Raw genomic sequence first — 24,775 nt, 5'->3', positions numbered from 1 at the left:
ACGATCGGTGTGGCGATTAGTAGTCGAGAGCGGTGGGCTTCAGGTACATCCCTTCCTGCGTCATCGCAATCCGGAACTTCAACACGTCCCCGGCCTTGAGCGTGATGTTCTGCGAACCCGGTGCGAGCATGCCCGGGTTGCAACCCGGTGCCTGGCCCGGCAACAGTTTGAGGCGCAGGGACACAGTGCCCGGCGGCAGGTTGAACGAGGTGCTTTGTTCCTGGAACAGCCGCGCCGACAGTTGGTCCTGGATGTAGACGCCGATCTCGCAGGAGGTCGCGACTTCGAGGCGCTCGCGAGAAATGATCAGTACGCCATAGTCCTCCCCGGCGGCTTGAACCGAAGGTGTCGCGGCAAATAGGCTGAGGAAGCCAAACAGGCTGAGAGCTGACCAGCGCATGGCTGAATCTCCTGAAGTCGAGTCATTGATGCACGCAGCTTGGCCGAGCGCGACACCGATTGCCAGCCCGGCAGATTTCGGCAGAACTTGACCTTGCCATGGTGGCAAGCCCGAGACTGCTCGCAACCTCATAAAAGGAGCCACACCATGCAAGTGTTCAACGTTCAAGGCATGTCCTGCGGTCACTGCGTCAAAGCCATTACCCAGGCGCTGCAAGCCAAGGATCCGGCGGCCAGCGTGCGGGTCGATCTGGCAGCCGGGGAAGTCGGTGTGGAAAGCGCGCTGACGACCGAGCAAGTGATCGCAGCGATCACGGAAGAAGGCTACGACGCCAAACTCGCTTAAGCCCAGGCACAATCCCCTGTAGGAGCGAGCCTGCTCGCGATAGCGGTGTGTCATTCAGCGTTGATGTTGACTGGCACTGCGCTATCGCGAGCAGGCTCGCTCCTGCAGGTTTTATATTTATTCAATGATATTTAATAGTTAGCGAGCTATCGGAATGTTCAAGGCGTCCATGCGCGGCTAGACTGTCGGGCTGCAGACCCATGCCCAACTGGATGCCTGATGAACTTCCGTACCATTTTGATTCTTGGCGCCCTGAGCGCTTTCGGTCCGCTGGCAATCGATTTCTATCTGCCGGCGTTCCCGGCGATGGCACTCGCGTTCGGTACCGATGAGAAACACGTCCAGCTGACCCTGGCCGCGTACTTCCTGGGCCTGTCCCTGGGTCAACTGGCATACGGACCGGTGGCGGATCGCTTCGGGCGAAGGATTCCGTTGCTGACAGGCGTCGGGTTGTTCACCGCGGCGTCCCTGGCCTGCGCGTTTGCGCCAAATCTGGAATGGTTGATCGGCGCGCGATTCATCCAGGCCCTTGGTGGTTGCGCCGGGATGGTGATCGCCCGTGCGGTGGTCAGTGACAAATGCGATGCGGTGGGCTCGGCGAAAGTCTTTTCGCAACTGATGCTGGTGATGGGCCTGGCACCGATTCTCGCGCCCATGCTCGGTGGACTGCTGGTCAACACCACCGGCTGGCAGTCGATCTTCCTGGTGCTGACCGGATTCAGTGCGCTGGCAGGGCTGGCCGTGGCAATCGGGTTGCCGGAAAGCCTGCCGGCCCACGTACCGCGTCAACCGCTGTCGGGGGCGTTGCGTCAGTACGGTCGGCTATTGTCGGATCCGGTCTATCTCGGCCACGCCTTGACTGGCGGTATCGCCATTGCCGGGATGTTTGCCTACATCGCCGGTTCGCCGTTCGTCTTCATCAAACTCTACGGGGTCCCGGCCGAGCATTTCGGCTGGCTGTTCGGGACCAACGCGGCGGGTTTCATTCTGGTGGCGCAGGTCAACGCACGACTGCTGGCCAAGCGTGGCCCTGCATTTCTGCTGGTGCGTACCGTGTGGATTTACCTGGGGGCGGGCCTGACGCTGCTCGCCGTCAGTGCGCTGCACACCGAACAGTTATGGCCGCTGCTGATTCCGCTGTTTATCTGCATCGCCAGCCTCGGTTGCATCCTCCCCAATGCCTCGGCCTGCGCCATGAACGGGCAGGGCGCTCGCGCCGGCAGTGCGTCGGCGATGCTCGGGTGCCTGCAATTCAGCGTCGCCGCCGGAGCGGCTGCATTGGTCGGTGTTTTACACGATGGCAGCGCCGTGCCGATGGCCATGGTCATCAGCCTGTGCGGGATTCTGGTGGTGAGCGCGGCGATGCTCACCCGGCGTTTGCAAAATGCCCGGGCATTGGCGCAAACCCAGGTCTGAGGGCGGACTCAGCCAGCGGCGCGCTGTTGTTGGTGGTCGGGAATTTGATGGGGCGCGAGCAATCGCGCTTCAAGGGTCTTGGTGAAGGCTAGCGCTTCAGCTTCGCTGCGGAACGTAACAGCGTGTTGGTCCAGACGAACCTGCCACTGGGATTTAGCCACTTCTTTAATCAGGATCTTCATTGCTGAACTCTCCTCTCTTAAAAGATGTTGCGTAAAAGATTGCATCGCAGAGGTTTCGATTGTAGACCCGAATACGATCGTAATTGTGACATGGGTCAATTCTCGGACTGACGGTGTCGTCCATCCGGACGACACTTGTCTCAATCTGTTTCAGAACCCTTCGAGCACAATCTTGCCCTTGGCCTTGCCGCTTTCCAGCAGCTCATGGGCGCGTCGCAGGTTGGCCGCGTTGATAGTCCCGAAGTGCTCGCCGACCGTGGTTTTCAGCGTCCCGGTGTCGATCAGCCCGGCCACGCGGTTGAGCAAGTTGTGCTGCTCGATCATGTCCGCCGTTTCGAACAGCGAGCGGGTGTACATGAATTCCCAGTGCAGCGACAGGCTCTTGCGCTTGAGCTTGGTCACGTCCAGCGCTTTCGGATCATCGATCAGCGCCAGTTTGCCTTGTGGCGCCAATGCCTCGACCAATTGATCCAGGTGATGATCGGTCTGGGTCAGGCTGGCGACGTGGGTCACATTGTCCACGCCGGCACGTTTGAGTTCTTCACTCAAAGGCTGGCTGTGATCAATCACCAGATCGGCGCCCAGTTCGCGTACCCAGCTCTGGGTTTGCGCACGGGAAGCGGTGCCGATGACCTTCAGCCCGGTGAGTTGGCTGGCCAGTTGCGTGAGGATCGAACCCACACCGCCCGCCGCGCCGACGATCAGCAGGCTCTGGCCTTCATCGGTTTTACCTTCGCGCACTTGCAGGCGTTCGAAGAGCAATTCCCAGGCGGTGATGGCGGTCAGCGGCAGTGCGGCGGCTTCGGCGAAACCGAGGGTTTTCGGCATATGGCCGACGATGCGTTCATCCACCACGTGCAATTCGCTATTGCCCCCCGCACGGGCGATAGAGCCCGCGTAAAACACCTTGTCGCCAGCCTTGAACAGCGTGACTTCGCTGCCGACAGCCTTGACCACACCGGCCACGTCCCAACCCAGCACTTTCGCCGCGCCGCCTTCAGGCTGGACGTTCTGGCGGACCTTGGTGTCGACCGGGTTCACCGAGATGGCTTTGACTTCCACCAACAGGTCGCGCGGACCGGCAACCGGTTCTGGCAGTTCGATGTCTTGCAGGGCATTGGCGTCGATGATCGGCAACGAGGTGTAGTAGGCGATGGCTTTCATGTGGGGCTCCTGAACAGTAATAGATGAAGGGATCAAGCCACGGTGCGCAGGCGCTTGAGGTCGAAGTGCTCGAGAAAGTCGCCGGCCTTGGCGCGGAAGTTCTGTACATGGGCGCTGGCGTCATGGGCTTGCAGGGCTTCGTCACTGCTCCAGTGTTCAATCATGTAGAACGCCAGTGGATTGGCCAGGTCCTGATGCAAATCGTATTGGCCGCAACCGGCCTCGGCGCGGGTCGGTTCCACCAGCGCACGCAGGTGTTGTTCGAGGGCGTCTTGCTGGCCGGGTTTGGCAATGAGGGTGGCAATGGCGGTGAAAGGCTGGGACATGGTCGCTCCGCAAACAGGTTGATTTCGATGGGACAGATGATTGGCTATTTCTCTGCAAGATAAAACCCGCTAAAAGAGCAGTCTCTTTCAATATTTTTTTGATAATCGGGGCTGAAATGCTGCGTTTCGATGACTTGCAGTTATTTGTCCGGGCTGCGGACCTGGGGAGTCTGTCGGCGGCGGCTCGGGTGATGGACATGTCGGCGGCGGTGGCCAGTGCGGCGTTGAAGCGCATCGAACAGCAACTCGGCGCGCGCTTGTTGGCGCGCTCCACCCGCAGTTTGCGTCTGACCGCCGAAGGTGAGGGCTTTCTGGAATATGCCCGGGCCGCCCTGAGCAATCTCGACGAGGGTCGTCGCTTATTGGCCAGCGGTCAGGATCAGGTCAGCGGGATTCTGCAGTTGTCGGCACCGTCGGACTTTGGCCGCAACCTGTTGCTGCCGTGGCTCGACGAGTTCCAGCGCGAGCACCCTAAACTGACCGTGCGCCTGTTGCTGGGGGACCGCATCGCCGACCTGTTCCGCCAACCGGTGGACATTGCCCTGCGTTACGGCGAGCCGGAAGACTCAAGCCTGGTGGCACTGCCCATCGCGGCGCAGAACCGCCGAGTGCTCTGCGCCGCGCCGAGTTATCTGGCGAGGCACGGCGAGCCGCGGCATCTGGAACAACTGGCGCAGCACAATTGTTTGTTGTTCATGCTCGGTAGCCGGGTCCATGACCATTGGAGTTTCCACGACGGCAAACGCGAAGTCGGGCTGACCGTCAGCGGCGATCGCTTCAGTGACGACGCCGATGTCGTGCGGCTGTGGGCAGTGGCGGGGGCCGGGATTGCTTACAAGTCCTGGCTCGATGTCGCGGCCGATGTGCTCGCCGGCCGGTTGAAAGTGCTGATGCCGGAGTTGCTCTGTGAGCGCGCACCGCTGAATTTGCTGTGCGCCCATCGCGCACAATTGAGTAAGCCGGTGAACCTTCTACGGGAAATGCTTGCCAGCCGATGCGCTCTTTTAGGCAGTCAATTTCCGACAATATCGGGCATCGATCATTAGTCGCAGGCAAATAGCGAAATTTCTGTCAGGAACTATCACCACCCGCGCTTTCCCAAGGGCAGGAACCGGCGGTTAACCCGCTTATACTAGCGCCCGCCTCATGTACGCACCGTCGATCTCGCAATGGCGATGGCCTAACGGTCAAGCATCCGACCTTCGGCGCACCTGCGAAGCGATGGCATGGGGGAGAAGGGGCTTTGCCCGGCTTATGGCGGTTTCCGCGTCTTGGCCGACGACACATTACTGGTCAAGATGTCTCTGAGCAGCAGACGAAACGATTCAACAGGGAGTGAATACATGGAACATGCACCTTGCATCAGCCAGATCGCCACGTTGCTGGCTGACCCCAAGCGCAGCGCAATGATGTGGGCCTTGATGGATGGCTCGGCGCGGCAGACCGAAGAGCTGGCGCTATTGGCCGGCCTGTCACCGTCTTCGGCCAGTGCACACCTGGGGCGTTTGTCCGCCGGAGGTCTGTTGAAAGTCGAAATCCGTGGGCGCAAACGCTTTTTCCGCCTGGCCGCGCCTGAAGTGGGCGCGGCAATCGAAGCACTGGCCAGCGCGACGCTGGCCAGCACGCCGCAACCCGTCCCGGACGTCTTCAAACGCACCAGCCCCATTGCCAAACCTCAGGCGGCGCCATCGTCGTTGTTGCGGGCCCGACTGTGCGACGACCATTTGGGAGGCACCCTGGCCGCCGATCTTTACCAGCGGTTGCTGGATGCCGGCTGGATCGAGCAGTTCGAACAGCGCGTCATGATCACCCACAAGGGTTCCACACAACTGGCCTCGCGCGGGGTGTTCATCCAGGCCCTGGCTCATCGCAACAGTCGAGTGGCCTGTGCGTGTCCCGACTGGAGCGAAAGACGCCCGCACATGGGCGGTTCGCTGGGCGCTGCATTGTTGCAGCTGTTCATGCAGTCCGGCTGGCTGAGCCTGCCCAATGATTCGCGCGCCTTGCAGATCACGGCCGCGGGGCAGCGGGAGATCCATCGATTCGCCAAGGAAACCGAGCTGGAAATGGCGCTTTAGAGCTGTTTGATTGACTGAATCGCTAGCTGGCTGAACACAGAGCCTGTGGGAGTGAGCCTGCAACAAAGACTCTCCCACAGGGGGGCTGCGCTAAGGCTTATGGTTTTACCAACCGCGCATCCAGGCTGTTTTGCGCCAAACGCTTGGCCTGATCCTGGGTCATGCCCAGGTCGGTGTACAGCGCATGGAAGTTCTCGGTCACATACCCGCCAAAGTACGCCGGGTCATCCGAGTTCACGGTCACTTTCACGCCACGCTCAAGCATGTCGAGGATGTTGTGCTGGGACATGTGATCGAACACCCGGAGCTTGGTGTTGGACAGCGGGCACACGGTCAGCGGGATCTGCTCGTCGATGATCCGCTGCATCAAACGCTCGTCTTCGATGGCGCGCACGCCATGGTCGATGCGCTGGATTTTCAGCAGGTCGATGGCTTCCCAGATGTACTCAGGCGGGCCTTCTTCACCGGCGTGGGCGACGGTCAGGAAGCCTTCGTGGCGGGCACGATCAAACACACGCTGGAACTTGCTCGGCGGGTGGCCCATCTCCGAGCTGTCCAGGCCCACGGCCACAAACGCTTCGCGAAACGGCAGCGCCTGGTCGAGGGTTTTCTGCGCTTCGTCTTCGCTCAGGTGGCGCAGGAAGCTCAGGATCAAACCGCTGGTGATGCCCAGTTGCTGCTCGCCATCCTTGAGCGCCGCCGCGATGCCGTTGAGCACCACTTCAAACGGGATGCCACGGTCGGTGTGGGTCTGCGGGTCGAAGAACGGTTCGGTGTGAATCACGTTCTGCGCCTTGCAACGCAACAGGTAGGCCCAGGTCAGGTCGTAGAAATCCTGCGAGGTGCGCAACACGTCGGCGCCCTGGTAATACAGGTCGAGAAACTCTTGCAGGTTGTTGAAGGCATACGCCTTGCGCAGGGTTTCTACATCGCTCCAGGGCAGGGCGATCTTGTTGCGTTCGGCCAGGGCGAACAGCAACTCGGGCTCCAGCGAACCCTCGAGGTGCAGGTGCAGTTCTGCCTTGGGCAGGGCGTTCAGCCAGTCGTACATAGTCTTTTCTCATCAGGTGCAGATGGCGAGCATTCTACAGATGCCCGTAGAAACAATTAGCAAAACCTGACCAGCCGGTTCATCACACCACCGTCTGTTCCCGTCGATAGGCGTAGGTCTCGGCGAAGCGCGAGAGCAGGAATTCAGCGCAGGTAGTGGCCGGGTACTTCGCCGGGTGCGATTCGTCCTGGCAACCGGGCAGGCATTCAATGGGCGTATCGGGGTGTGGTTCGGCGAAGAATGGCATCGAGTAACGATCGACGCCCAGCGGGCTGATCACCCGGTGCGGCGTCGACAGGTAACGGTCATTGCTCCAGTGGGCCATCATGTCGCCGAGGTTGACCACGAACGTGCCTTCGATCGGCGGCGCGTCGATCCATTCGCCTTTGACGTTGCGCACTTGCAGGCCACCGGCGGCGTCCTGGTACAGCAGGGTAATGCAGCCGTAATCGGTGTGGGCGCCGGCGCCTTGCTGCTCCTCGGAGCTGGCGGTATGGCGCGGCGGATAATGGATCATCCGCAGCACGCTGACCGGTTCATTGAAGCGCGTGTCGAAGAAGTCGCGCTCGATGTTCAGCGCCAGGGTCATGGCACGCAGCAGGGTTTGGGCGAGGGCCTGCATGTCGATGTAATGTTGTTCCATCAGCACTTCCCAGCCGGGCATCGAGGGATGGCGGTTGGGACCGCGCAGCGGTTTTTCCGCCAGTACTTGCGGGTGGTCGGCCGGCAGGTGCAGGCCCATGTCGAAGGTTTCTTTCAGGTCGCTGGGTTTGCTCGGGTCGAGTTGCTCGGTGGCAATGGCACCGTAGCCGCGATGGTGGCGAGTCTGGGTGATGTCGATCTTGAGCTTTTCGGCGGTGGGCAAGGCGAAGAAGCGTTGGGCATGGTCGAGCACAGCGTGGATGCGTGACGCGGAGATCGGATGCCCCTTGATGTAGAAAAAGCCCCAGTCGCGGCAGGCGCGATCGATCTTTTCGGCAACGGACTTCCAAGCGTGTTGGTCTTCGCTGTAGAGCGGGGCAATGTCGATGATCGGGAGTTGGTTCATGCGGAATTCTCAAGAACGCTGAAAATTCATTGTAGGAGTGAGCCTGCTCGCGATCGCGGCGTGTCAGTCGACATTGATAGCGTCTGACACTCCGCCATCGCGAGCAGGCTCACTGCTACAGGGTTTTGTGTTGGGTTGGGGAGCTACTTCGGAATGTCGGCCTTCATCCCTTCAACGTAGTAGTTCATCGACGCCAGTTCCGCATTGCTTGCCGTCGCGCCCGTCGGGATTTTTTCGGTTCCGGCCTGATCCTTGATCGGCCCGGTGAACGGGTGGAAGGCGCCGCTCTTGATGTCCGCAATGATCTGCTCGGCCTCGGTTTTCACCGCCGCTGGCACCAGGTCGCTGATCGGCAGTTCAACTGTGCCTTCTTTCAAACCGCCCCAGTAATCCTGCGATTTCCAGGTCTGGTCGAGCACGCTTTGGGTCGCTTGAATGTAATGCGGCCCCCAGTCGTTGACGATCGACGTCAGCACCGCTTTCGGCCCGAAGTGCGCCATGTCCGAAGCGTAGCCCACGGCATACACGCCGCGGCGTTCGGCTGCCTGAATCGGTGCCGGGCTGTCGGTGTGCTGGAACACCACGTCGACGCCCTGGTCGATCAGTGCGTTGGCGGCGTCGGCTTCCTTGCCCGGATCGAACCACGAGTTGACCCATACCACCTTGATCTCGGTGCCTGGGTTGTATTTGTTCAGGGCCAGTTGAATAGCGTTGATGTCGCGGATCACTTCCGGGATAGGGAAGGACGCGACGTAGCCGATCTTCTTGGTCTTGGTCATCTTCGCCGCGAGGAAACCGCCGACGTAGCGACCTTCATACGTGCGCGCCAGGTAGGTGCCCAGGTTCTTGTCCTGCTTGTAGCCGGTGGCGTGTTCGAAGGTCACCTTGGGAAACTGCTTGGCGACTTTCAGGGTCGGGTTCATGTAGCCGAACGACGTGGTGAAGATCAGGTCGTAGTTGTCCTTGGCCATGTTGCGGATCACTCGCTCGGCGTCGGCACCTTCGGCGACGTTCTCCACATAGTTGGTGGTGATCTGATTGCCGAACTTCTCGGCCAGCGCCTTGCGCCCCTGTTCATGCTGATACGTCCAGCCGTGGTCACCAATCGGGCCGATATAGACGAAGCCGACTTTCAGCGGGTCGGCGGCGCTGGCGGTCAGGCTCGCGCTCAGACCAATAGCCGCGGCAACGGCGCAAAGCAGCTTCTTCAACGGACGTTTGTGCATGAATTCGAACTCCATGTTGTTGTGAGGTGGGCAGAGGCAATGCAAATTGCTGACCAACAGGACAACAAAAACGCCGAAACCGTGTAATGGCCTTCGCGGGCAAGCCTCGTTCCTACAAGAGCGACGCCAACCTGTAGGAGCGAGGCTTGCCCGCGAAGAGCCCGCAAGGCCAATAAAAGTGCACGTGTCAAACCTGCTGCCATCCACTGGTGCGCTAAGGTGTAACGAAACGTTAGCGCCGCCCCGCAGTCAGTAGCTCATCACCCTGATCGCTTCACTCGGCACAAAAGGCCCGCAATGCTCACACTCCTCAAGCAAGAAAAGTTTCTGTTGCTGGCCGTGATTGCCGCGCTCGTCGCTTATCCACTGGAACACTGGATGCTGCACAGCGGCCAGCCCATCGCGCTGACCGCTGGCCTGGTGCTGATTGCCTTCATCGTCGTCGCCTCCATGCGTGTCGCCCATCACGCCGAACTGCTCGCGGAAAAAGTCGGCGACCCTTACGGCACCATGATCCTGACCCTGGCCGCCGTGCTGGTGGAAGTGGTGATCCTGGCGATCATGATGAGTAACGAAGCCTCGCCAACCCTGGTGCGCGACACGATTTACTCGGCGGTGATGCTCGACATCAACGGCATCCTCGGCCTGGCCGCGTTGATGGGTGGGATCAAGCACGGTGAGCAGTCGTACAACGACGACTCGGCCCGCAGTTACAGCGTGATGATCCTCACCGCCATGGGCGTTTCCATGGTGGTGCCGGAGTTCATTCCCGAAGCTAACTGGAAGCTGTATTCGGCGTTCACGATTGGCGCGATGGTCGTGCTCTACACCCTGTTCCTGCGTATGCAGGTCGGGCCGCACAGTTACTTCTTCAGCTACAGCTACCCGGAAAAACGCCGCAGGAAAGTCCCGGAGGAGGAACCTGAACCGGTCAATCTGGCGCTGAGTATCGGTACGTTGGTGTTCGGCGTTGTGGTGATCGGCGCCTTGGCCGAAGTGATGTCCAAGACCCTCGACCTGGGCCTGGAAGGCACGGGTGCTCCGCCGGTGATTACGGCGATTCTGGTGGCGGCCATTTCCGCGGCGCCGGAGATCCTGACGGCATTGCGCGCGGCCTTGGCCAACCGGATGCAATCGGTGGTCAACATCGCCATGGGCGCGTCATTGTCGACGGTGATCCTGACGGTGCCGGTGATGGAAGCGATGGCGCTCTACACCGGCCAGCCGTTTCAGATGGCGATGACCCCGGTGCAGACGGTGATGATCTTCCTCACCCTGATCGTCAGCGCGATCAACCTCAACGACGGTGAAACCAATGCCATCGAAGGCATGACCCATTTTGTGTTGTTTGCGACGTTCATCATGTTGTCGCTGCTGGGCCTCTGAACACACCACAAATCCCCTGTAGGAGTGAGCCTGCTCGCGATAGCGGTGTGTCAGTCGACATTGAGGGTGTCTGACACACCGCTATCGCGAGCAGGCTCACTCCTACAGTTTGATTTGTGTTGTATCAGACGCCGGCGATTAGCTGCCGGGCCGCCTGGCTGTGATCGGCGATCAGGCCTTTGAGATCCAGCCCTTCAACCTGCCCGTCAATCACCCGCCATTTGCCACCAATCATCACCCGATCCGCGCGATCAGCACCGCACAGCAGCAACGCCGACACCGGATCATGACTGCCGGAGAAGCGCAGCTCATCGAGCTTGAACAACGCCAGATCCGCCTGCTTGCCCACCGCCAGTTCGCCGATATCGGAACGCCCCAACAAACTCGCCGAACCCTTGGTTGCCCAACCGAGAACCAGTTCCGGGGTGATCTTCTGCGCGCCATAACGTAGCCGCTGAATGTATAGCGCCTGACGGGTTTCGAGCATCATGTTCGACGCATCGTTGGACGCCGATCCATCCACGCCCAGGCCGAGCAACGCACCGGCAGCGGTCAGGTCCAGGGTCGGGCAAATGCCGGAGGCCAGGCGCATGTTCGAACTCGGGCAATGGCAAATCCCGGTGCCGGCGGCGCCGAGGCGGGCGATTTCGTCCGGGTTGAAGTGGATGCCGTGCGCGAGCCAGGTGCGCGGGCCGAGCCAGCCGACGCTGTCCAGATAATCCACGGTGCGCAGGCCGAAGCGTTGCAGGCAGAAGTCTTCTTCGTCGAGGGTTTCGGCCAGATGCGTGTGCAGACGCACGTCGAGTTTGTTCGCGAGTTCGGCGCTGGCGGACATGATTTCCGGTGTCACCGAAAACGGCGAACACGGCGCCAGGGCGATCTGGATTTGCGCACCATCACCACGCTCGTGGTACTCGGCGATCAAGCGCTGGCTGTCCGCGAGGATCACTTCGCCTTCCTGCACGGTCTGCTGCGGTGGCAGGCCGCCGTCCTTTTCACCCAGGCTCATGGACCCGCGCGTCAGCATGGCGCGCATGCCCAGTTCGCGAACGCTTTCGACTTGCACGTCGATCGCGTTTTCCAGGCCTTCCGGGAACAGGTAGTGGTGATCGGCGGCGGTGGTGCAGCCGGACAGCAGCAACTCAGCCAGCGCGACTTTCGTGGCGAGGGCGAGTTTTTCAGGGGTGAGGCGGGCCCAGACCGGGTAGAGGGTTTTCAGCCACGGGAACAACGGCTGATTGACCACCGGCGCCCAGGCGCGGGTCAGGGTTTGATAGAAGTGGTGATGGGTGTTGATCAGTCCCGGCAGGATCACATGCTCGCGGGCATCGAAGACGTGTCCGCAGGGCGCGGACGGTTGCTGGCCAGCGGCGAGCACTTCGACGATCACGCCGTCTTGCACCACCAGGCCGCCACGGGCATCGAGGTCATTGGCAGTGAAAATGGCGAGGGGATTTTTTAGCCAGGTACGGGTCGCAGGCATGTTGGCCGGCTCCTCTGAAAGTGGGGTTCAGGTTAGCCAGCTCAGTGATTACCCTGTCTGCTGATCCAGGGTCGCCGCGGGGACGAGGTGCGGAGTTTCAAACAAAACCGCCTGGCCGGCAAGTCCTGCCCGACCAGACGACGCAAACCTTATGTGGAATGAAATCCTGTAGGCGCGAGGGTGGTGTTTACCAGGGAATGGTTTCGCCTCTGTAGTTCACGAAGTGATGTCCACCCTTGCCGGTGTACGCATTCACCTGATCGACCAACCCGCGCGTACTGGTTTCCACGTCGATATCGGCGCCTTCACCGCCCATGTCGGTCTTCACCCAACCCGGATGCAACGACAGCACGGTGAGTTTCTGCTCGCCCAGTTGCGTAACGAAGCTGTTGGTCATGGAATTCAGCGCCGCTTTACTGGCCTTGTACAACGCCAGCTCCGGCGCGTCCGGCATGGTCACGCTGCCCAGCACCGAGCTCATGAACGCCAGCACGCCGGTCTCCGGGCGAATCTGCCCGGCAAAACGTTGTGCCAGGTTGATCGGCGCCACGGCGTTGGTGAAGAACAATTGACCGACCTCGGCCAACGTCGCGCCGCCCGGCGTCTGAACGTCCGGCCCCTTGACCCCGGCATTCACGAATAGCAAATCGAACACTTCACCCTTGAGCTGTTGGCTCAGGGCGATGACCGCCTGCTGATCGTCCATGTCGAGCTTCTCGATCCGCACCTTGCCCAACGCCTGCAGCGCCTCGGCGTTCTGCGGGTTGCGCACGGTGGCGGTGACTTGCCAGCCGTCGGCCAGCAGGGTTTTCACCAGGCCGAGGCCCAGGCCCCGGGAGGCACCGATGATGAGTGCGGTTTTTGCCTTGGACATGAGTGGCTTCCTTGATAAATGAGGATCATGGGCTCAGTGGACAACGCTGACCGAGCCGTTGTTGCAACTCGTGGCGCAATGCACCGAGTTCGTCCATACGGGTTTCAATCAGCTTGAGTTTGTCTTGCAGCAACTGCGTGACGGCGCTGTCAGGATCCGGCGATTGCCATATCGTGGCGACGCTGTTGCCGATCTCGCCGAGGGTAAAGCCCAACCGTTGAGCTGTCTTGATGTACAACACCAGTTGCACCATGTCTGGCGGGTAGTCGCGATAGCCGTTGGCACTGCGTTGTGCGGCGATCAGTCCGCGCTGCTCGTAGAAGCGCAGCGTGTCGCGGCTGACGGCGCTGGCCTGGGCTAATTCACCGATGCGCATCATGACGTCTCAAGAGGGGCTTGACCCTGGAGCATACTCCAGGCTTTAGCCTTGTTGCTCCCTGAATTTATGGAGCAAGGCCGATGTGGACTTCAACGCAATATCGCCGGGTGGTGCGGGGCAGCGCCTGGTATGACTTGATCGTGACGGCAGCGTTTATCACGCCGTGGAGTTTTGCCGCGTTGCACGGGGTGTTGTTGAGTGTGAGTCAGGCGTTCGATTTGCCGGGCGATTTGCCGCCGTTCGCGCCGATGCACATGTTGATGGCGAATCTGCTGGGGTCGATTGTGTGCGTGTGGGCGGTGCTGCGGATTCGTGATCCGCAGCAGGTGTTTGGTCGGTATGACGCGGTGGGGCGGTTTCTGTTTTCGGCTTGGCAGCTTTATGCCTTGGTCCATGGCGCCAGTTCGCTGTTGGTGATTTTTCTGGTCTTTGAATTGGCGTGGGGCGTGGCTCAAGTGTTGCCGGTTCGACAGCCTTCGCGGGCAAGTCGGATCGCCGCGCCGCTCGCTCCTACAGGTCCAGTGCCGATTTCAGCGATTGCGCAAAACCTGTAGGAGCGAGGCTTGCCCGCGAAGAGGCCGGCCGGGTCAACCTTAATGCCCCGCCTGCCACGGCTGCCCCAACGACACCGGCGCATACAACCGTGTGCGCACCGCGTCCCGCGACAACAGCACCAACACCACAATGGTCGCGACATACGGCAACATCGCCAACAGGCTCGACGGAATCGCCAGCCCCAACCCCTGCGCCACCAGGTGCAGGATGCTCGCGAGCCCGAACAGGTACGCCCCCAGCAGCAATCGCCACACTCGCCAACTGGCAAACACCACCAGCGCCAAGGCAATCCAGCCACGGCCGGCACTCATGTTTTCCGCCCACATCGGCGTATAGGCCAGGGACAAATAAGCCCCCGCCAAACCGGCCATCGCGCCGCCAAACAGCACCGCCAGTGCACGCACACCCAACACCGGCAAGCCCATGGCACTGGCCGCCTCCGGGCTTTCCCCGACCGCTTGTAAGATCAGCCCGACGCGACTTTTCAGAATCACCCACGCCACCAGCGCAAACAACGCGAACGACAGGTACACCAGCAGATCCTGGGCGAACAGCATTCGCCCGATCAAAGGGATTTCACTCAGGTAAGGAATCGCCACCGGCTCAAAACCGGCCAGCGGTTTACCGACCCACGCCGCGCCAACAAACGTCGACAGGCCCACGCCGAAAATCGTCAGCGCCAATCCGGTGGCCACCTGATTGGCATTGAACACCAGCGCCACCAGCGCAAACAGCGACGACAACAGCATCCCGGCGAGCATCGCCAGCAACACGCCAAGCCACAGGTTGCCGCTGTTCAGGGCGACGATAAAACCGATCACTGCGCCAAACAGCATCATGCCTTCCTGACCCAGATTCAGGACGCCGCTTTTCTCACAGATCAATTCGCCCAGGGCCACCAACAGCAACGGCGTGCCGCAACGGACCATGGCGTAGAAAATATTGCTCAGCAGATCGATATCCATCACAGCGCTCCGGCGTGTGCAGCGGTGGCTTGTGTGCGGCGAGTCCAGCGCAGGTTCAAACGCGGTCGGTAAAGAATCAGCACGTCACTGGCCAACAGGAAAAACAGCATCATTCCCTGGAACAACTGGGTGATGGCTTGCGGCAGGTTCATGCTCATCTGCGCGCTCTCGCCGCCGATGTACAGCAACGCCATCAGCAGGCTGGAAAACAGAATGCCGATGGGGTTGAGCCGCCCTAGAAACGCCACCGTGATAGCGGCATAGCCATAACCCGGCGAGACCTGCGGCACCAGTTGGCCGATCGGCCCGGTGACTTCGCTCACTCCGGCCAGCCCTGCCAATCCGCCGCTGATCAACAGCGCCAGCCAGATCAGCCGCTTCTCGCGAAACCCGACGAAACCCGCCGCGCGCTTGTCCAGCCCGAGCACTTTTATCTGGAAACCGACAAAGCTTTTCTGCAGCAAAACCCAGACCGCCACCAACGCGAGCAGGGCGAAATACACCCCGGCGTGAACCCGGCCGTCTTCCATCAACAGCGGCAAACGGCTGGCATCGCCGAACATCGCCGACTCCGGAAAGTTGAACCCGGCCGGGTCCTTCAACGGCCCATGCACGCAGAACAGCAGCAGGTTCAGCGCGATGTAATTGAGCATGATGCTGGTGAGGATTTCGTTGGCATTGAAACGCGTGCGCAACCACGCCGTCAGCCCGCCCCACGCGGCACCGGCCAACGTGCCGACCAGCAGGATCAGCACCAGCGCCCAGCGACTTTGCATATTGATGATATTCACCGCCAGCGCACTGCCGGCCAGGGCGCCGAGCAGCAATTGGCCTTCGGCGCCGATGTTCCAGATCCGCGCCTGATACGCCACGGCCAGCCCCAGCGCGCAGAGCAAAATAGGCAACGCTTTGACCAACAGTTCGGAGACACCATACAAGTCGCTGACCGGCGCAATCAGCAGGGTGTGCAGCGTGAGCAGCGGGTCATGACCCAACGCAATAAACAACAGCGAGCCGCAGCCCAAAGTCAGGGCCGCGGCCAGCAACGGCGAGCACCACAGCATCAGGCGCGATTGCTGGCCACGGGGTTCGAGAGAAAGCAGCATGTGAAACTCCGTTAAACCGTTGCGGATGCGAGTGTTTGAGGGGCGTCGAACTGGCCGGCCATCCAGCCGCCGACATCGATCAGGCGCGTGTCGACCGTGGCCCTGAGCGGCGACAGGCGTCCGCTGCACAAGGCACCGAGCCGGTCGCTGATCTGGAACAATTCGTCGAGGTCTTCGCTGATCACCAGGATCGCCGCACCGGCATCGCGCAAGGCAATCAACGCTCGGTGAATGGTGGCGGCGGCGCCGACGTCAACGCCCCAGGTCGGGTGCGCGGCCACCAGCAATTTCGGTTGCTGAAGGATCTCGCGGCCGAGGATGAACTTCTGCAAATTGCCGCCGGACAAGCTGCGGGCCGGCGCTTGGGTATCGGGTGTTTTCACGCCAAAACGGCGGATGATTTCTGCCGCCAAGGCTTCGACCTTGGCCCTCTGAATCAGGCCGTTGCTGACCAGCCCTTGTTGAAACGCGGTGAGCAGGGCGTTGTTGGCGAGGCTCAGTTCGGGCACCGCGCCGTGGCCCAAACGCTCGGCGGGAACGAACGCGAGGCCGAGGTGGCGTCGCGCATCAGGCCGCAAATCGGCGACGGGCTGCCCGCCGAAACGGATCGTCCCGTTATCGTTTCGGCTCAACCGTTCTTCACCACTGAGCAGGGCCAGCAATTCATCCTGACCATTGCCTGCAACACCGGCGATTCCGACGATCTCGCCGCTGCGCACTTCGAGACCAATGTCCGTCAGGGAGCAGCCGAACGGGTCCGGGTTGTGCCACGACAATCCGCTCACATTCAAAAACGAGTCACCGCCGATCACCTTCGGATAATCGGTAATCAGCTCGGCGGCTTCCCCCACCATCAACCTCGCCAATTGCTGATCCGAACACTCGGACGGCACGCAATGCCCGGCCACCCGACCGCCGCGCAGCACCGTAGCGCTGTGACATAACGCGCGCACTTCACCGAGCTTGTGGCTGATAAACAGAATGCTGCATCCCTCGGTCGCGAGCCGGCGCAGGGTGATGAAGAGGTCGTCAGCCTCCTGCGGCGTAAGCACGGAAGTCGGCTCATCGAGAATCAGCAGGCGGATGTCCTGCATCAGGCAACGAACGATTTCCACCCGTTGCCGCTCGCCGATCGACAGGCTATGGACAAGGCGCTCCGGTTCCAGCGCCATGCCGTAGCGTCGGGAGACTTCACGAATTTTTGGCTCAAGCTGCTTCGGCGTGCCGGACGCCGCACCCATTGCTAGGGCAATGTTCTGCGCCACGCTTAGGGTTTCGAACAGCGAGAAGTGCTGGAACACCATGCCGATCCCCAGTGCGCGAGCCTGCGCTGGATTGCGCATGTTCACGCGGCCGTCCTGCCAGATCATTTCCCCGGAATCGGCGTGTGTGACGCCATAGATGATCTTCATCAACGTACTTTTGCCCGCGCCGTTTTCGCCGAGCAGGGCGTGGATTTCACCGGGAGCAATGCTCAGGTCGATGGCGTCGTTGGCCAGGCAGCCGGGGTAACGTTTGCTGATTTTGCGCAGTTGCAGTCGAGGCGTTTGATCGGGGATCGGCACGGGGTTGGGCATGACAGGCTCGGGTCGATAGGAGTTATGCCTGTGGATAAAGCAATTTCCTGGCCATTGAGTCAGGAAAACCGAAAATCCTTGCTGGCAAAGGCATTGAGGGCGCGGCCTCGCCATCTTTTGATCGTCGATCAAGCACTACTTAGGGGCAAAGTGCTTGATCAGGCTCTGATTTTGCCCGTCGGGTATTGATCAAAAAACGAGCAACACACCGCAACCTATGCCGGATATAGGGCAGAGCCAGTCATGAACGGGTTATCCACAGGTTGTTCCACAGTATTTGTGCGCAAGCCGAAAGCACGGGCATAAGCACTGTGCGGCTATCTTCTAAAGGTGATAACCGACGCTAACTGTTTGTTTTTTCGTGAAATTAGTGGTTTGTATGGAAAGTTGGACGAAAAATGAGCAAAGCCCGCAAAGCCGCATGACAGAAGGGTTACAGCAGGATGTGCTCAGGTTATCCACAGCCGGGTGCACAGCAGATGTGGGCATCTGAACAGGCTCGATAAAAGGGCGGTGAACGGTGTTGGTGCGATCAGTGCTGCAACACAATGCGCCCGCGACTCAGGTCGGCGAGCTGAGTTTGCAGGGTTGTGATGTGCTCTTTGCCGATCGCCAATTGCAAGTCCACGCCGTTGGCGGTGAAGGTTTCTTCCACCACCAAACCACCCGATTCAGCGACGCGCAGTTTCACCAGCGCCAACTCACCAAAGGCACAGGTACAGCTCACCGGCACCCGACTGATCAGCTCGACTTTCGCCGCGCCTTGCAGGCACTTGTTGGCGCCACCGCCATAGGCCCGGGCGAGGCCGCCGGTGCCCAATTGAATGCCGCCGTACCAACGAATCACCAGCACTGCGACCTGATCGCAATCCTGCGCTTCGATGGCCGCCAGAATCGGTCGTCCTGCGGTGCCGCCCGGTTCGCCATCGTCATTGCTGCGGTATTGGTCGCCGAGCTTCCAGGCCCAGCAGTTGTGCGAGGCATTCAAGTCGCTGTGCTGATCGATGAACGCCTGGGCGTCGGCAGGGCTTACGATCGACGTGGCGAAAGTGATGAAACGGCTTTTGCGAATCTCTTCGCGGTATTCGCAAAAACCGCTGAGGGTAAAAGGCATAAGTGTCTTAGATAGCTGGCGTGAGGCCGCAGCCCTTGAGGATGATGCGGATCAGGTTGTTGCCGGCGTCTTCCATGTCTTGCTTGGTCAGCTTGGTGCGGCCGCTGACACGGCAGATTTGGGTGGCGAAGTCGGCGTAATGCTGGGTACTGCCCCACAGCAGGAAGATCAGGTTTACCGGGTCGACCGGGTCCATCTTGCCGGCGTCGATCCACGCCTGGAACACCGCCGCGCGGCCCTGGAACCAGGCGCGATAGTCCTGATTGAAATACTCGGTCAGGCATTCGCCGCCACTGATCACTTCCATGGCGAAGATCCGCGAGGCTTGCGGCTGGCGACGGGAGAATTCCATTTTGGCGCGGATATAACGCGTCAGCGCTTCGGCCGGATCATCCTCGGCAGTCAAGGTATTAAAGGTGCTGTCCCATAACTCAAGGATGTTGCTCAACACCGCCACGTACAAACCGAGTTTGTTGGTGAAGTAATAATGCAGGTTCGCCTTGGGCAACCCGGCATTCAAGGCGATGGTGTTCATGCTGGTGCCTTTGAAACCGTGACGGGCAAATTCGTCTTCGGCGGCTTTGATGATGGTCTCTTCGTTCTTCTGACGAATGCGGCTGGCGGGTTTGCCGCCGTGAGCGGGGACTTCAAAGGTCATAGGCACTTCCGGACAAGTGGATGGGTGTAGCCACTGCGTTGATAGCGCACCCACAAGCTCCAGACAAGTCCTGACGCAATAAAACCTGAACACCACAATTCCTGTAGGCGCAGTGCTTGCTCGCAAAAGCGATGTGTCAGTCGACATTAATGTAGCTGACACACAGCCTTCGCGAGCAAGCTTCGCTCCTGCAGGCTTTCGCCACTTTCAACGTGTCGCGGCCAGGCTTTCGAGGAAGCTTTCCAGCACCAAATGTGGGCGCCGGCCCTTGCGCGTGACCGATGCGAGGCTCAGGTCATAAAAGCGCACGTTGGGTTTCAGCGCCCGCAATCGACCTTGCTGCACCCAGAGGCTGGCGTAATGGTCCGGCAGGTAGCCGATGAAGCGTCCGGTCAGGATCAGGAAGGCCATGCCCTCACGGTCCGAGGCACTGGCGGTGCAATTGAGCGCCTGGTAATGGGCCTGGATTTCCGCGGGCAAACGGAAAGTCGGCGCGATGGCGTCCTGGCTATTGAGGCGCTCGTCATCCAGTTGTTTATCGTCGACATAAAACAACGGATGACCGACTGCGCAATACAGCAGCGAGCGTTCGCTATAAAGCGGCTGATATTCCAGCCCCGACAGCGCGCTGGCCTGCGGCACCACGCCGACATGCAATCGACCGTCGAGCACCCCTTGTTCAACTTCATTTGGCGCGATCATGCGGATCTGAATCTGCACGTCCGGCCCGCGTTCCTTCAGCTGTGCCAGCGCATGGGTGATGCGCATGTGGGGCAGGGTGACCAGGTTGTCGGTCAGGCCTATGGTCAATTCGCCGCGCAAGTGTTGGTGCAGGCCGTTGACCTCAGTGCGAAAACTTTCCAGCGCACTTAATAGCTGCAAGGCCGATTGATAGACCTCGCGACCTTCCTCGGTCAGGGAAAATCCGGCGCGACCGCGTTGGCATAAACGCAGGCCGAGGCGCTGTTCCAGATCGCTCATCTGCTGGCTGATGGCCGAGCGGCCGATCCCCAATACCGACTCTGCCGCAGAAAAGCCTCCGCACTCCACCACACTGCGAAAGATCCGAAGCAGGCGGATATCAAAGTCACTGACTTGCGCCAGCGGATCGGGGCGACGGCTGCTCATGCTTTAATTACTCAAAGTTTAGTGGATGGCTGACTGAACGTTAGAAGAGTTGGATTTCACCGACTTTATCCTCGTGGCAATTTAGCTGCAAGAACGCTTTTGATCTCTATGCCGCTTATTGCCCTGCGAGGTTTTGCCCATGAACTTGCCCGAAAACGCCCGATCTCCTTTGGCCAGCCAGCTCAAGCTCGATGCCCACTGGATGCCCTACACCGCCAACCGTAATTTCCAGCGCGATCCACGACTGATCGTTGCTGCTGAGGGCAGTTGGTTGACGGACGACAAGGGGCGCAAGGTCTACGATTCGCTGTCGGGTCTGTGGACCTGCGGCGCCGGGCACACTCGCAAGGAAATCCAGGAAGCGGTTGCCAAGCAGTTGGGCACCCTCGATTACTCGCCAGGCTTCCAATACGGCCATCCGTTGTCGTTTCAACTGGCCGAGAAAATCACCGATCTGACGCCGGGCAATCTGAATCACGTGTTCTTCACTGACTCGGGCTCCGAGTGCGCTGACACGGCGGTGAAGATGGTGCGTGCTTACTGGCGTCTGAAAGGCCAGGCCACCAAGACCAAAATGATCGGTCGTGCCCGTGGCTATCACGGTGTGAACATCGCCGGCACCAGCCTCGGTGGCGTGAACGGCAACCGCAAAATGTTCGGTCAGGCGATGATGGACGTCGATCACCTGCCGCACACCTTGCTGGCGAGCAATGCCTATTCCCGTGGTATGCCGACGGAGGGCGGTATCGCCTTGGCCGATGAACTGCTCAAGCTGATCGAGCTGCATGACGCTTCGAACATAGCCGCCGTATTCGTCGAGCCAATGGCCGGTTCCGCTGGCGTGCTGGTTCCGCCGCAGGGTTATCTGAAGCGTCTGCGCGAGATCTGCGATCAACACAACATCCTGCTGGTGTTCGACGAAGTGATCACCGGTTTCGGCCGTACCGGTTCGATGTTCGGCGCCGACAGCTTCGGTGTGACCCCGGACCTGATGTGCATCGCCAAGCAAGTCACCAACGGCGCGATTCCGATGGGTGCGGTGATTGCCAGCTCCGAGATCTACCAGACCTTCATGAACCAGGCGACGCCAGAGTACGCGGTGGAATTCCCGCACGGTTACACCTACTCCGCGCACCCGGTGGCTTGCGCCGCTGGCCTGGCTGCACTCGACCTGCTGCAAAAGGAAAACCTGGTGCAGAACGTGGCTGAAGTCGCGCCACATTTCGAAAATGCGCTGCACGGCCTGAAGGGCTCGAAAAACATTATCGATATTCGCAACTACGGTCTGGCGGGCGCGATCCAGATCGCACCGCGTGATGGCGACGCCATCGTGCGTCCGTTCGAAGCCGGCATGGCTCTGTGGAAAGCCGGGTTCTACGTGCGCTTCGGCGGCGACACCCTGCAGTTCGGCCCAACCTTCAACAGCAAGCCGCAAGACCTTGATCGTCTGTTCGACGCGGTCGGCGAAGTGCTGAACAAAATCGACTGATTTTCCCTTCTATATAGAGGCGCCCGTTGACGGACGCCTGTGGACAACTTTTCTGGAGCCCCGCATGAGCCTTATCCCGCATTTGATCAATGGCGAACTGGTGACCGAAGACGGTCGCACGGCCGACGTGTTCAACCCGTCCACCGGCCAGGCCATCCACAAGCTGCCGTTGGCCAGCCGCGAAACCATTCAGAAAGCCATCGACTCGGCCAAGGCTGCGTTCCCGGCCTGGCGTAACACGCCGCCGGCCAAACGTGCTCAGGTGATGTTCCGCTTCAAGCAACTGCTGGAACAGAACGAAGCGCGTATCGCCCAGTTGATCAGTGAAGAGCATGGCAAGACCCTGGAAGATGCTGCCGGTGAACTGAAGCGCGGAATCGAGAACGTTGAGTTCGCCTGCGCAGCGCCGGAAATCCTCAAGGGCGAGTACAGCCGTAACGTCGGTCCGAACATCGATGCCTGGTCGGACTTCCAGCCGTTGGGCGTGGTGGCGGGTATTACTCCGTTCAACTTCCCGGCCATGGTTCCGCTGTGGATGTATCCACTGGCGATCGTCTGCGGTAACTGCTTCATCCTCAAACCGTCCGAGCGCGATCCAAGCTCGACGCTGTTGATTGCTCAACTATTGATCGAAGCCGGCCTGCCTAAAGGTGTGCTGAGTGTGGTGCATGGCGACAAGGCGGCGGTGGACGCGCTGATCGAAGCGCCGGAAGTCAAAGCGCTGAGCTTCGTTGGCTCGACGCCGATTGCCGAATACATCTACGCCGAAGGCACCAAGCGCGGCAAACGCGTCCAGGCACTGGGCGGCGCGAAGAACCATGCGGTGCTGATGCCGGATGCGGATCTGGACAACGCGGTGAGCGCACTGATGGGCGCGGCTTACGGTTCTTGCGGCGAGCGTTGCATGGCGATCTCGGTGGCCGTGTGTGTGGGCGACCAGGTGGCGGATGCGTTGGTGGCCAAGTTGGTACCGCAAATCAAGGCACTGAAAATCGGTGCGGGTACTTCCTGTGGGCTGGACATGGGGCCACTGGTTTCCGGTCAGGCTCGCGATAAAGTCAGTGGCTATATAGAAGACGGCGTTTCTTCGGGCGCGTCCCTGGTGGTTGATGGTCGTGGATTGAGCGTGGCCGGTCATGAGGAAGGTTTCTTCCTGGGTGGCTGCCTGTTCGACAACGTCACGCCAGAGATGCGCATCTATAAAGAAGAGATCTTCGGGCCAGTGTTGTGTGTGGTTCGGGTCAACAGCCTGGAAGAGGCGATGCAACTGATCAACGATCACGAATATGGCAACGGCACCTGCATCTTCACCCGTGATGGGGAAGCGGCGCGGTTGTTCTGTGATGAGATCGAAGTCGGCATGGTCGGCGTCAACGTGCCGTTGCCGGTGCCGGTTGCTTATCACAGCTTCGGTGGCTGGAAGCGTTCGCTGTTTGGCGATCTGCATGCGTATGGCCCGGATGGCGTGCGCTTCTATACCCGTCGCAAGGCCATTACCCAGCGCTGGCCGCAGCGTGCGAGCCATGAAGCGTCGCAATTCGCATTCCCTAGCTTGTAAGTAGAAGGGCAGAAGGCCGAGCCCCTTGGGGCTCGGCCTTCGTGTTTTCGGGCTTTTTTAATCTATATGACAGAAATGTGAAGATAGGTGTTGACGGCAGATTCTGGAAGTCTATAATTCGCCCCACTTCCGGCGCAGTCGAAACGGAAAACTCCTTGGTAAACAAAGAGTTACGCAGTTTTCGACAGCGAGTTGCTTCAGGTCATCGAAGCCCAGAAGGAGTTGATCAAGCAAGGTTGTTTGGCTTGATTGACGGTTCGATCTTCTCGGTCGAAAGCGGAGAAAAAGAGGTGTTGACAGCAGCGAGTAACGCTGTAGAATTCGCCTCCCGCTAACGAGAGATCGGAAGCGCAAGTGGTTGAAGTTGCAAAGGAAACTTTGAAAACTTCTGAAAATAACCGCTTGACAGCAACAGAGGCTGCTGTAGAATGCGCGCCTCGGTTGAGACGAAAGATCTTAACCAACCGCTCTTTAACAACTGAATCAAGCAATTCGTGTGGGTGCTTGTGGAGTCAGACTGATAGTCAACAAGATTATCAGCATCACAAGTTACTCCGCGAGAAATCAAAGATGTAACCAACGATTGCTGAGCCAAGTTTAGGGTTTCTTAAAAACCCAAAGATGTTTGAACTGAAGAGTTTGATCATGGCTCAGATTGAACGCTGGCGGCAGGCCTAACACATGCAAGTCGAGCGGCAGCACGGGTACTTGTACCTGGTGGCGAGCGGCGGACGGGTGAGTAATGCCTAGGAATCTGCCTGGTAGTGGGGGATAACGCTCGGAAACGGACGCTAATACCGCATACGTCCTACGGGAGAAAGCAGGGGACCTTCGGGCCTTGCGCTATCAGATGAGCCTAGGTCGGATTAGCTAGTTGGTGAGGTAATGGCTCACCAAGGCGACGATCCGTAACTGGTCTGAGAGGATGATCAGTCACACTGGAACTGAGACACGGTCCAGACTCCTACGGGAGGCAGCAGTGGGGAATATTGGACAATGGGCGAAAGCCTGATCCAGCCATGCCGCGTGTGTGAAGAAGGTCTTCGGATTGTAAAGCACTTTAAGTTGGGAGGAAGGGCAGTTACCTAATACGTATCTGTTTTGACGTTACCGACAGAATAAGCACCGGCTAACTCTGTGCCAGCAGCCGCGGTAATACAGAGGGTGCAAGCGTTAATCGGAATTACTGGGCGTAAAGCGCGCGTAGGTGGTTTGTTAAGTTGGATGTGAAATCCCCGGGCTCAACCTGGGAACTGCATTCAAAACT

At 59.7% G+C, this 24,775-nt stretch carries 24 protein-coding genes and 1 rRNA gene (1 of these 25 running past the window's edge); 9 read left to right on the top strand and 16 right to left on the bottom strand.

All coding sequences use genetic code 11. The annotated features are described in order from the left end of the window. Positions 1 to 16: 16 nt before the first annotated feature. Positions 17 to 400, bottom strand: coding sequence for a hypothetical protein (locus BLU63_RS06530; protein ID WP_010463805.1), 384 nt, complete (start codon positions 398 to 400; stop codon positions 17 to 19). 147 nt (positions 401 to 547) lie between these two features. Between BLU63_RS06530 and BLU63_RS06525 the strand changes: the two genes are divergently transcribed. Continuing rightward, on the top strand, positions 548 to 745 hold the full coding sequence (locus tag BLU63_RS06525) for a cation transporter (RefSeq protein ID WP_010463804.1): 198 nt from the start codon (positions 548 to 550) through the stop codon (positions 743 to 745). 219 nt (positions 746 to 964) lie between these two features. Further along, complete coding sequence (locus BLU63_RS06520) at positions 965 to 2,161, top strand: multidrug effflux MFS transporter (RefSeq protein WP_077750216.1); 1,197 nt, start codon at positions 965 to 967, stop codon at positions 2,159 to 2,161. Between the two features lie 8 nt (positions 2,162 to 2,169). Here BLU63_RS06520 and BLU63_RS33005 read toward each other — a convergent pair whose 3' ends face one another. The 3 genes from BLU63_RS33005 to BLU63_RS06510 all read right to left on the bottom strand — a co-directional run bounded on the left by BLU63_RS33005 (position 2,170) and on the right by BLU63_RS06510 (position 3,833). After that, complete coding sequence (locus BLU63_RS33005; protein ID WP_167362270.1) at positions 2,170 to 2,343, bottom strand: hypothetical protein; 174 nt, start codon at positions 2,341 to 2,343, stop codon at positions 2,170 to 2,172. A 150-nt stretch (positions 2,344 to 2,493) separates the two neighbouring features. Continuing rightward, positions 2,494 to 3,507, bottom strand: a complete 1,014-nt coding sequence (locus BLU63_RS06515) for a zinc-binding alcohol dehydrogenase family protein (protein ID WP_083375118.1) — start codon at positions 3,505 to 3,507, stop codon at positions 2,494 to 2,496. A gap of 32 nt (positions 3,508 to 3,539) precedes the next feature. Further along, positions 3,540 to 3,833: a putative quinol monooxygenase gene (locus BLU63_RS06510; RefSeq protein ID WP_010463795.1), complete on the bottom strand. Its 294-nt coding sequence runs from the start codon at positions 3,831 to 3,833 to the stop codon at positions 3,540 to 3,542. Between the two features lie 116 nt (positions 3,834 to 3,949). On the opposite strand from BLU63_RS06510, the gene BLU63_RS06505 reads away from it, so the two are divergent. After that, the gene (locus tag BLU63_RS06505) at positions 3,950 to 4,879 is read left to right on the top strand and encodes a LysR family transcriptional regulator (RefSeq protein WP_010463794.1); all 930 of its coding nucleotides are present in this window, start codon (positions 3,950 to 3,952) and stop codon (positions 4,877 to 4,879) included. Positions 4,880 to 5,176: 297 nt separating this feature from the next. Then, complete coding sequence (locus BLU63_RS06500) at positions 5,177 to 5,911, top strand: ArsR/SmtB family transcription factor (protein ID WP_010463793.1); 735 nt, start codon at positions 5,177 to 5,179, stop codon at positions 5,909 to 5,911. Positions 5,912 to 6,008: 97 nt separating this feature from the next. Here the strand turns inward: BLU63_RS06500 and BLU63_RS06495 are convergent, their stop codons facing one another. From BLU63_RS06495 to BLU63_RS06485, 3 genes are all read right to left on the bottom strand, one after another. Further along, entirely contained in the window at positions 6,009 to 6,962 is a 954-nt protein-coding gene (locus BLU63_RS06495; RefSeq protein ID WP_010463790.1) for an adenosine deaminase, read from the bottom strand. Positions 6,963 to 7,044: 82 nt separating this feature from the next. Continuing rightward, positions 7,045 to 8,010 (bottom strand): 2-oxoglutarate and iron-dependent oxygenase domain-containing protein, encoded by a 966-nt coding sequence (locus BLU63_RS06490; protein ID WP_083375117.1) that lies wholly within the window; start codon positions 8,008 to 8,010, stop codon positions 7,045 to 7,047. 143 nt (positions 8,011 to 8,153) lie between these two features. After that, a complete protein-coding gene (locus BLU63_RS06485) occupies positions 8,154 to 9,236 on the bottom strand; it encodes a BMP family ABC transporter substrate-binding protein (RefSeq protein ID WP_083375116.1) in 1,083 nt (360 codons plus the stop codon). Between the two features lie 297 nt (positions 9,237 to 9,533). Between BLU63_RS06485 and BLU63_RS06480 the strand changes: the two genes are divergently transcribed. Continuing rightward, positions 9,534 to 10,622 (top strand): calcium:proton antiporter, encoded by a 1,089-nt coding sequence (locus BLU63_RS06480; protein ID WP_010463784.1) that lies wholly within the window; start codon positions 9,534 to 9,536, stop codon positions 10,620 to 10,622. A 124-nt stretch (positions 10,623 to 10,746) separates the two neighbouring features. Here the strand turns inward: BLU63_RS06480 and BLU63_RS06475 are convergent, their stop codons facing one another. The 3 genes from BLU63_RS06475 to BLU63_RS06465 form a co-directional block, all read right to left on the bottom strand. After that, positions 10,747 to 12,105 (bottom strand): 8-oxoguanine deaminase, encoded by a 1,359-nt coding sequence (locus BLU63_RS06475; protein ID WP_077750219.1) that lies wholly within the window; start codon positions 12,103 to 12,105, stop codon positions 10,747 to 10,749. A gap of 187 nt (positions 12,106 to 12,292) precedes the next feature. Continuing rightward, positions 12,293 to 12,979, bottom strand: a complete 687-nt coding sequence (locus BLU63_RS06470) for an SDR family oxidoreductase (protein ID WP_010463780.1) — start codon at positions 12,977 to 12,979, stop codon at positions 12,293 to 12,295. Positions 12,980 to 13,004: 25 nt separating this feature from the next. Further along, positions 13,005 to 13,355: a MerR family transcriptional regulator gene (locus tag BLU63_RS06465; RefSeq protein ID WP_077750226.1), complete on the bottom strand. Its 351-nt coding sequence runs from the start codon at positions 13,353 to 13,355 to the stop codon at positions 13,005 to 13,007. Positions 13,356 to 13,438: 83 nt separating this feature from the next. On the opposite strand from BLU63_RS06465, the gene BLU63_RS06460 reads away from it, so the two are divergent. Beyond that, on the top strand, positions 13,439 to 13,912 hold the full coding sequence (locus tag BLU63_RS06460; protein ID WP_083375115.1) for a hypothetical protein: 474 nt from the start codon (positions 13,439 to 13,441) through the stop codon (positions 13,910 to 13,912). Positions 13,913 to 13,951: 39 nt separating this feature from the next. Here BLU63_RS06460 and BLU63_RS06455 read toward each other — a convergent pair whose 3' ends face one another. The 6 genes from BLU63_RS06455 to BLU63_RS06430 form a co-directional block, all read right to left on the bottom strand. Beyond that, on the bottom strand, positions 13,952 to 14,878 hold the full coding sequence (locus BLU63_RS06455; RefSeq protein WP_010463775.1) for an ABC transporter permease: 927 nt from the start codon (positions 14,876 to 14,878) through the stop codon (positions 13,952 to 13,954). Continuing rightward, the gene (locus BLU63_RS06450; protein WP_010463773.1) at positions 14,878 to 15,984 is read right to left on the bottom strand and encodes an ABC transporter permease; all 1,107 of its coding nucleotides are present in this window, start codon (positions 15,982 to 15,984) and stop codon (positions 14,878 to 14,880) included. Before BLU63_RS06450 ends, BLU63_RS06455 begins: the two co-directional genes overlap by 1 nt. A gap of 11 nt (positions 15,985 to 15,995) precedes the next feature. Beyond that, a complete protein-coding gene (locus BLU63_RS06445) occupies positions 15,996 to 17,561 on the bottom strand; it encodes an ABC transporter ATP-binding protein (protein ID WP_010463771.1) in 1,566 nt (521 codons plus the stop codon). Between the two features lie 532 nt (positions 17,562 to 18,093). Further along, positions 18,094 to 18,675 (bottom strand): IMPACT family protein, encoded by a 582-nt coding sequence (locus tag BLU63_RS06440; RefSeq protein ID WP_083375114.1) that lies wholly within the window; start codon positions 18,673 to 18,675, stop codon positions 18,094 to 18,096. 7 nt (positions 18,676 to 18,682) lie between these two features. Continuing rightward, complete coding sequence (locus tag BLU63_RS06435; protein ID WP_010463768.1) at positions 18,683 to 19,333, bottom strand: TetR/AcrR family transcriptional regulator; 651 nt, start codon at positions 19,331 to 19,333, stop codon at positions 18,683 to 18,685. Positions 19,334 to 19,540: 207 nt separating this feature from the next. Further along, positions 19,541 to 20,461 (bottom strand): LysR family transcriptional regulator, encoded by a 921-nt coding sequence (locus BLU63_RS06430; RefSeq protein ID WP_010463766.1) that lies wholly within the window; start codon positions 20,459 to 20,461, stop codon positions 19,541 to 19,543. Between the two features lie 139 nt (positions 20,462 to 20,600). On the opposite strand from BLU63_RS06430, the gene BLU63_RS06425 reads away from it, so the two are divergent. From BLU63_RS06425 to BLU63_RS06410, 3 genes are all read left to right on the top strand, one after another. After that, on the top strand, positions 20,601 to 21,950 hold the full coding sequence (locus tag BLU63_RS06425; RefSeq protein WP_010463764.1) for an aspartate aminotransferase family protein: 1,350 nt from the start codon (positions 20,601 to 20,603) through the stop codon (positions 21,948 to 21,950). Positions 21,951 to 22,014: 64 nt separating this feature from the next. Next, positions 22,015 to 23,508 carry a CoA-acylating methylmalonate-semialdehyde dehydrogenase gene (locus tag BLU63_RS06420; protein ID WP_010463762.1) on the top strand — a complete coding sequence of 498 codons (1,494 nt, stop codon included), beginning with the start codon at positions 22,015 to 22,017 and terminating at the stop codon, positions 23,506 to 23,508. A gap of 627 nt (positions 23,509 to 24,135) precedes the next feature. Beyond that, positions 24,136 to 24,775 (top strand): 16S ribosomal RNA (locus tag BLU63_RS06410) (it continues 899 nt past the right edge of the window).

Source organism: Pseudomonas mandelii (assembly GCF_900106065.1).
Taxonomy (GTDB): Bacteria; Pseudomonadota; Gammaproteobacteria; order Pseudomonadales; family Pseudomonadaceae; genus Aquipseudomonas; species Aquipseudomonas mandelii.
This window is presented reverse-complemented; position numbering and strand designations above follow the sequence as displayed.

What these genes read in the sequence shown, in the direction of transcription:
- BLU63_RS06530 (WP_010463805.1), bottom strand. Translation starts at nt 400, where the DNA reads ATGCGCTGGTCAGCTCTCAGCCTGTTTGGCTTCCTCAGCCTATTTGCC.
- BLU63_RS06525 (WP_010463804.1), top strand. Translation starts at nt 548, where the DNA reads ATGCAAGTGTTCAACGTTCAAGGCATGTCCTGCGGTCACTGCGTCAAA.
- BLU63_RS06520 (WP_077750216.1), top strand. Translation starts at nt 965, where the DNA reads ATGAACTTCCGTACCATTTTGATTCTTGGCGCCCTGAGCGCTTTCGGT.
- BLU63_RS33005 (WP_167362270.1), bottom strand. Translation starts at nt 2,343, where the DNA reads ATGAAGATCCTGATTAAAGAAGTGGCTAAATCCCAGTGGCAGGTTCGT.
- BLU63_RS06515 (WP_083375118.1), bottom strand. Translation starts at nt 3,507, where the DNA reads ATGAAAGCCATCGCCTACTACACCTCGTTGCCGATCATCGACGCCAAT.
- BLU63_RS06510 (WP_010463795.1), bottom strand. Translation starts at nt 3,833, where the DNA reads ATGTCCCAGCCTTTCACCGCCATTGCCACCCTCATTGCCAAACCCGGC.
- BLU63_RS06505 (WP_010463794.1), top strand. Translation starts at nt 3,950, where the DNA reads ATGCTGCGTTTCGATGACTTGCAGTTATTTGTCCGGGCTGCGGACCTG.
- BLU63_RS06500 (WP_010463793.1), top strand. Translation starts at nt 5,177, where the DNA reads ATGGAACATGCACCTTGCATCAGCCAGATCGCCACGTTGCTGGCTGAC.
- BLU63_RS06495 (WP_010463790.1), bottom strand. Translation starts at nt 6,962, where the DNA reads ATGTACGACTGGCTGAACGCCCTGCCCAAGGCAGAACTGCACCTGCAC.
- BLU63_RS06490 (WP_083375117.1), bottom strand. Translation starts at nt 8,010, where the DNA reads ATGAACCAACTCCCGATCATCGACATTGCCCCGCTCTACAGCGAAGAC.
- BLU63_RS06485 (WP_083375116.1), bottom strand. Translation starts at nt 9,236, where the DNA reads ATGCACAAACGTCCGTTGAAGAAGCTGCTTTGCGCCGTTGCCGCGGCT.
- BLU63_RS06480 (WP_010463784.1), top strand. Translation starts at nt 9,534, where the DNA reads ATGCTCACACTCCTCAAGCAAGAAAAGTTTCTGTTGCTGGCCGTGATT.
- BLU63_RS06475 (WP_077750219.1), bottom strand. Translation starts at nt 12,105, where the DNA reads ATGCCTGCGACCCGTACCTGGCTAAAAAATCCCCTCGCCATTTTCACT.
- BLU63_RS06470 (WP_010463780.1), bottom strand. Translation starts at nt 12,979, where the DNA reads ATGTCCAAGGCAAAAACCGCACTCATCATCGGTGCCTCCCGGGGCCTG.
- BLU63_RS06465 (WP_077750226.1), bottom strand. Translation starts at nt 13,355, where the DNA reads ATGCGCATCGGTGAATTAGCCCAGGCCAGCGCCGTCAGCCGCGACACG.
- BLU63_RS06460 (WP_083375115.1), top strand. Translation starts at nt 13,439, where the DNA reads ATGTGGACTTCAACGCAATATCGCCGGGTGGTGCGGGGCAGCGCCTGG.
- BLU63_RS06455 (WP_010463775.1), bottom strand. Translation starts at nt 14,878, where the DNA reads ATGGATATCGATCTGCTGAGCAATATTTTCTACGCCATGGTCCGTTGC.
- BLU63_RS06450 (WP_010463773.1), bottom strand. Translation starts at nt 15,984, where the DNA reads ATGCTGCTTTCTCTCGAACCCCGTGGCCAGCAATCGCGCCTGATGCTG.
- BLU63_RS06445 (WP_010463771.1), bottom strand. Translation starts at nt 17,561, where the DNA reads ATGCCCAACCCCGTGCCGATCCCCGATCAAACGCCTCGACTGCAACTG.
- BLU63_RS06440 (WP_083375114.1), bottom strand. Translation starts at nt 18,675, where the DNA reads ATGCCTTTTACCCTCAGCGGTTTTTGCGAATACCGCGAAGAGATTCGC.
- BLU63_RS06435 (WP_010463768.1), bottom strand. Translation starts at nt 19,333, where the DNA reads ATGACCTTTGAAGTCCCCGCTCACGGCGGCAAACCCGCCAGCCGCATT.
- BLU63_RS06430 (WP_010463766.1), bottom strand. Translation starts at nt 20,461, where the DNA reads ATGAGCAGCCGTCGCCCCGATCCGCTGGCGCAAGTCAGTGACTTTGAT.
- BLU63_RS06425 (WP_010463764.1), top strand. Translation starts at nt 20,601, where the DNA reads ATGAACTTGCCCGAAAACGCCCGATCTCCTTTGGCCAGCCAGCTCAAG.
- BLU63_RS06420 (WP_010463762.1), top strand. Translation starts at nt 22,015, where the DNA reads ATGAGCCTTATCCCGCATTTGATCAATGGCGAACTGGTGACCGAAGAC.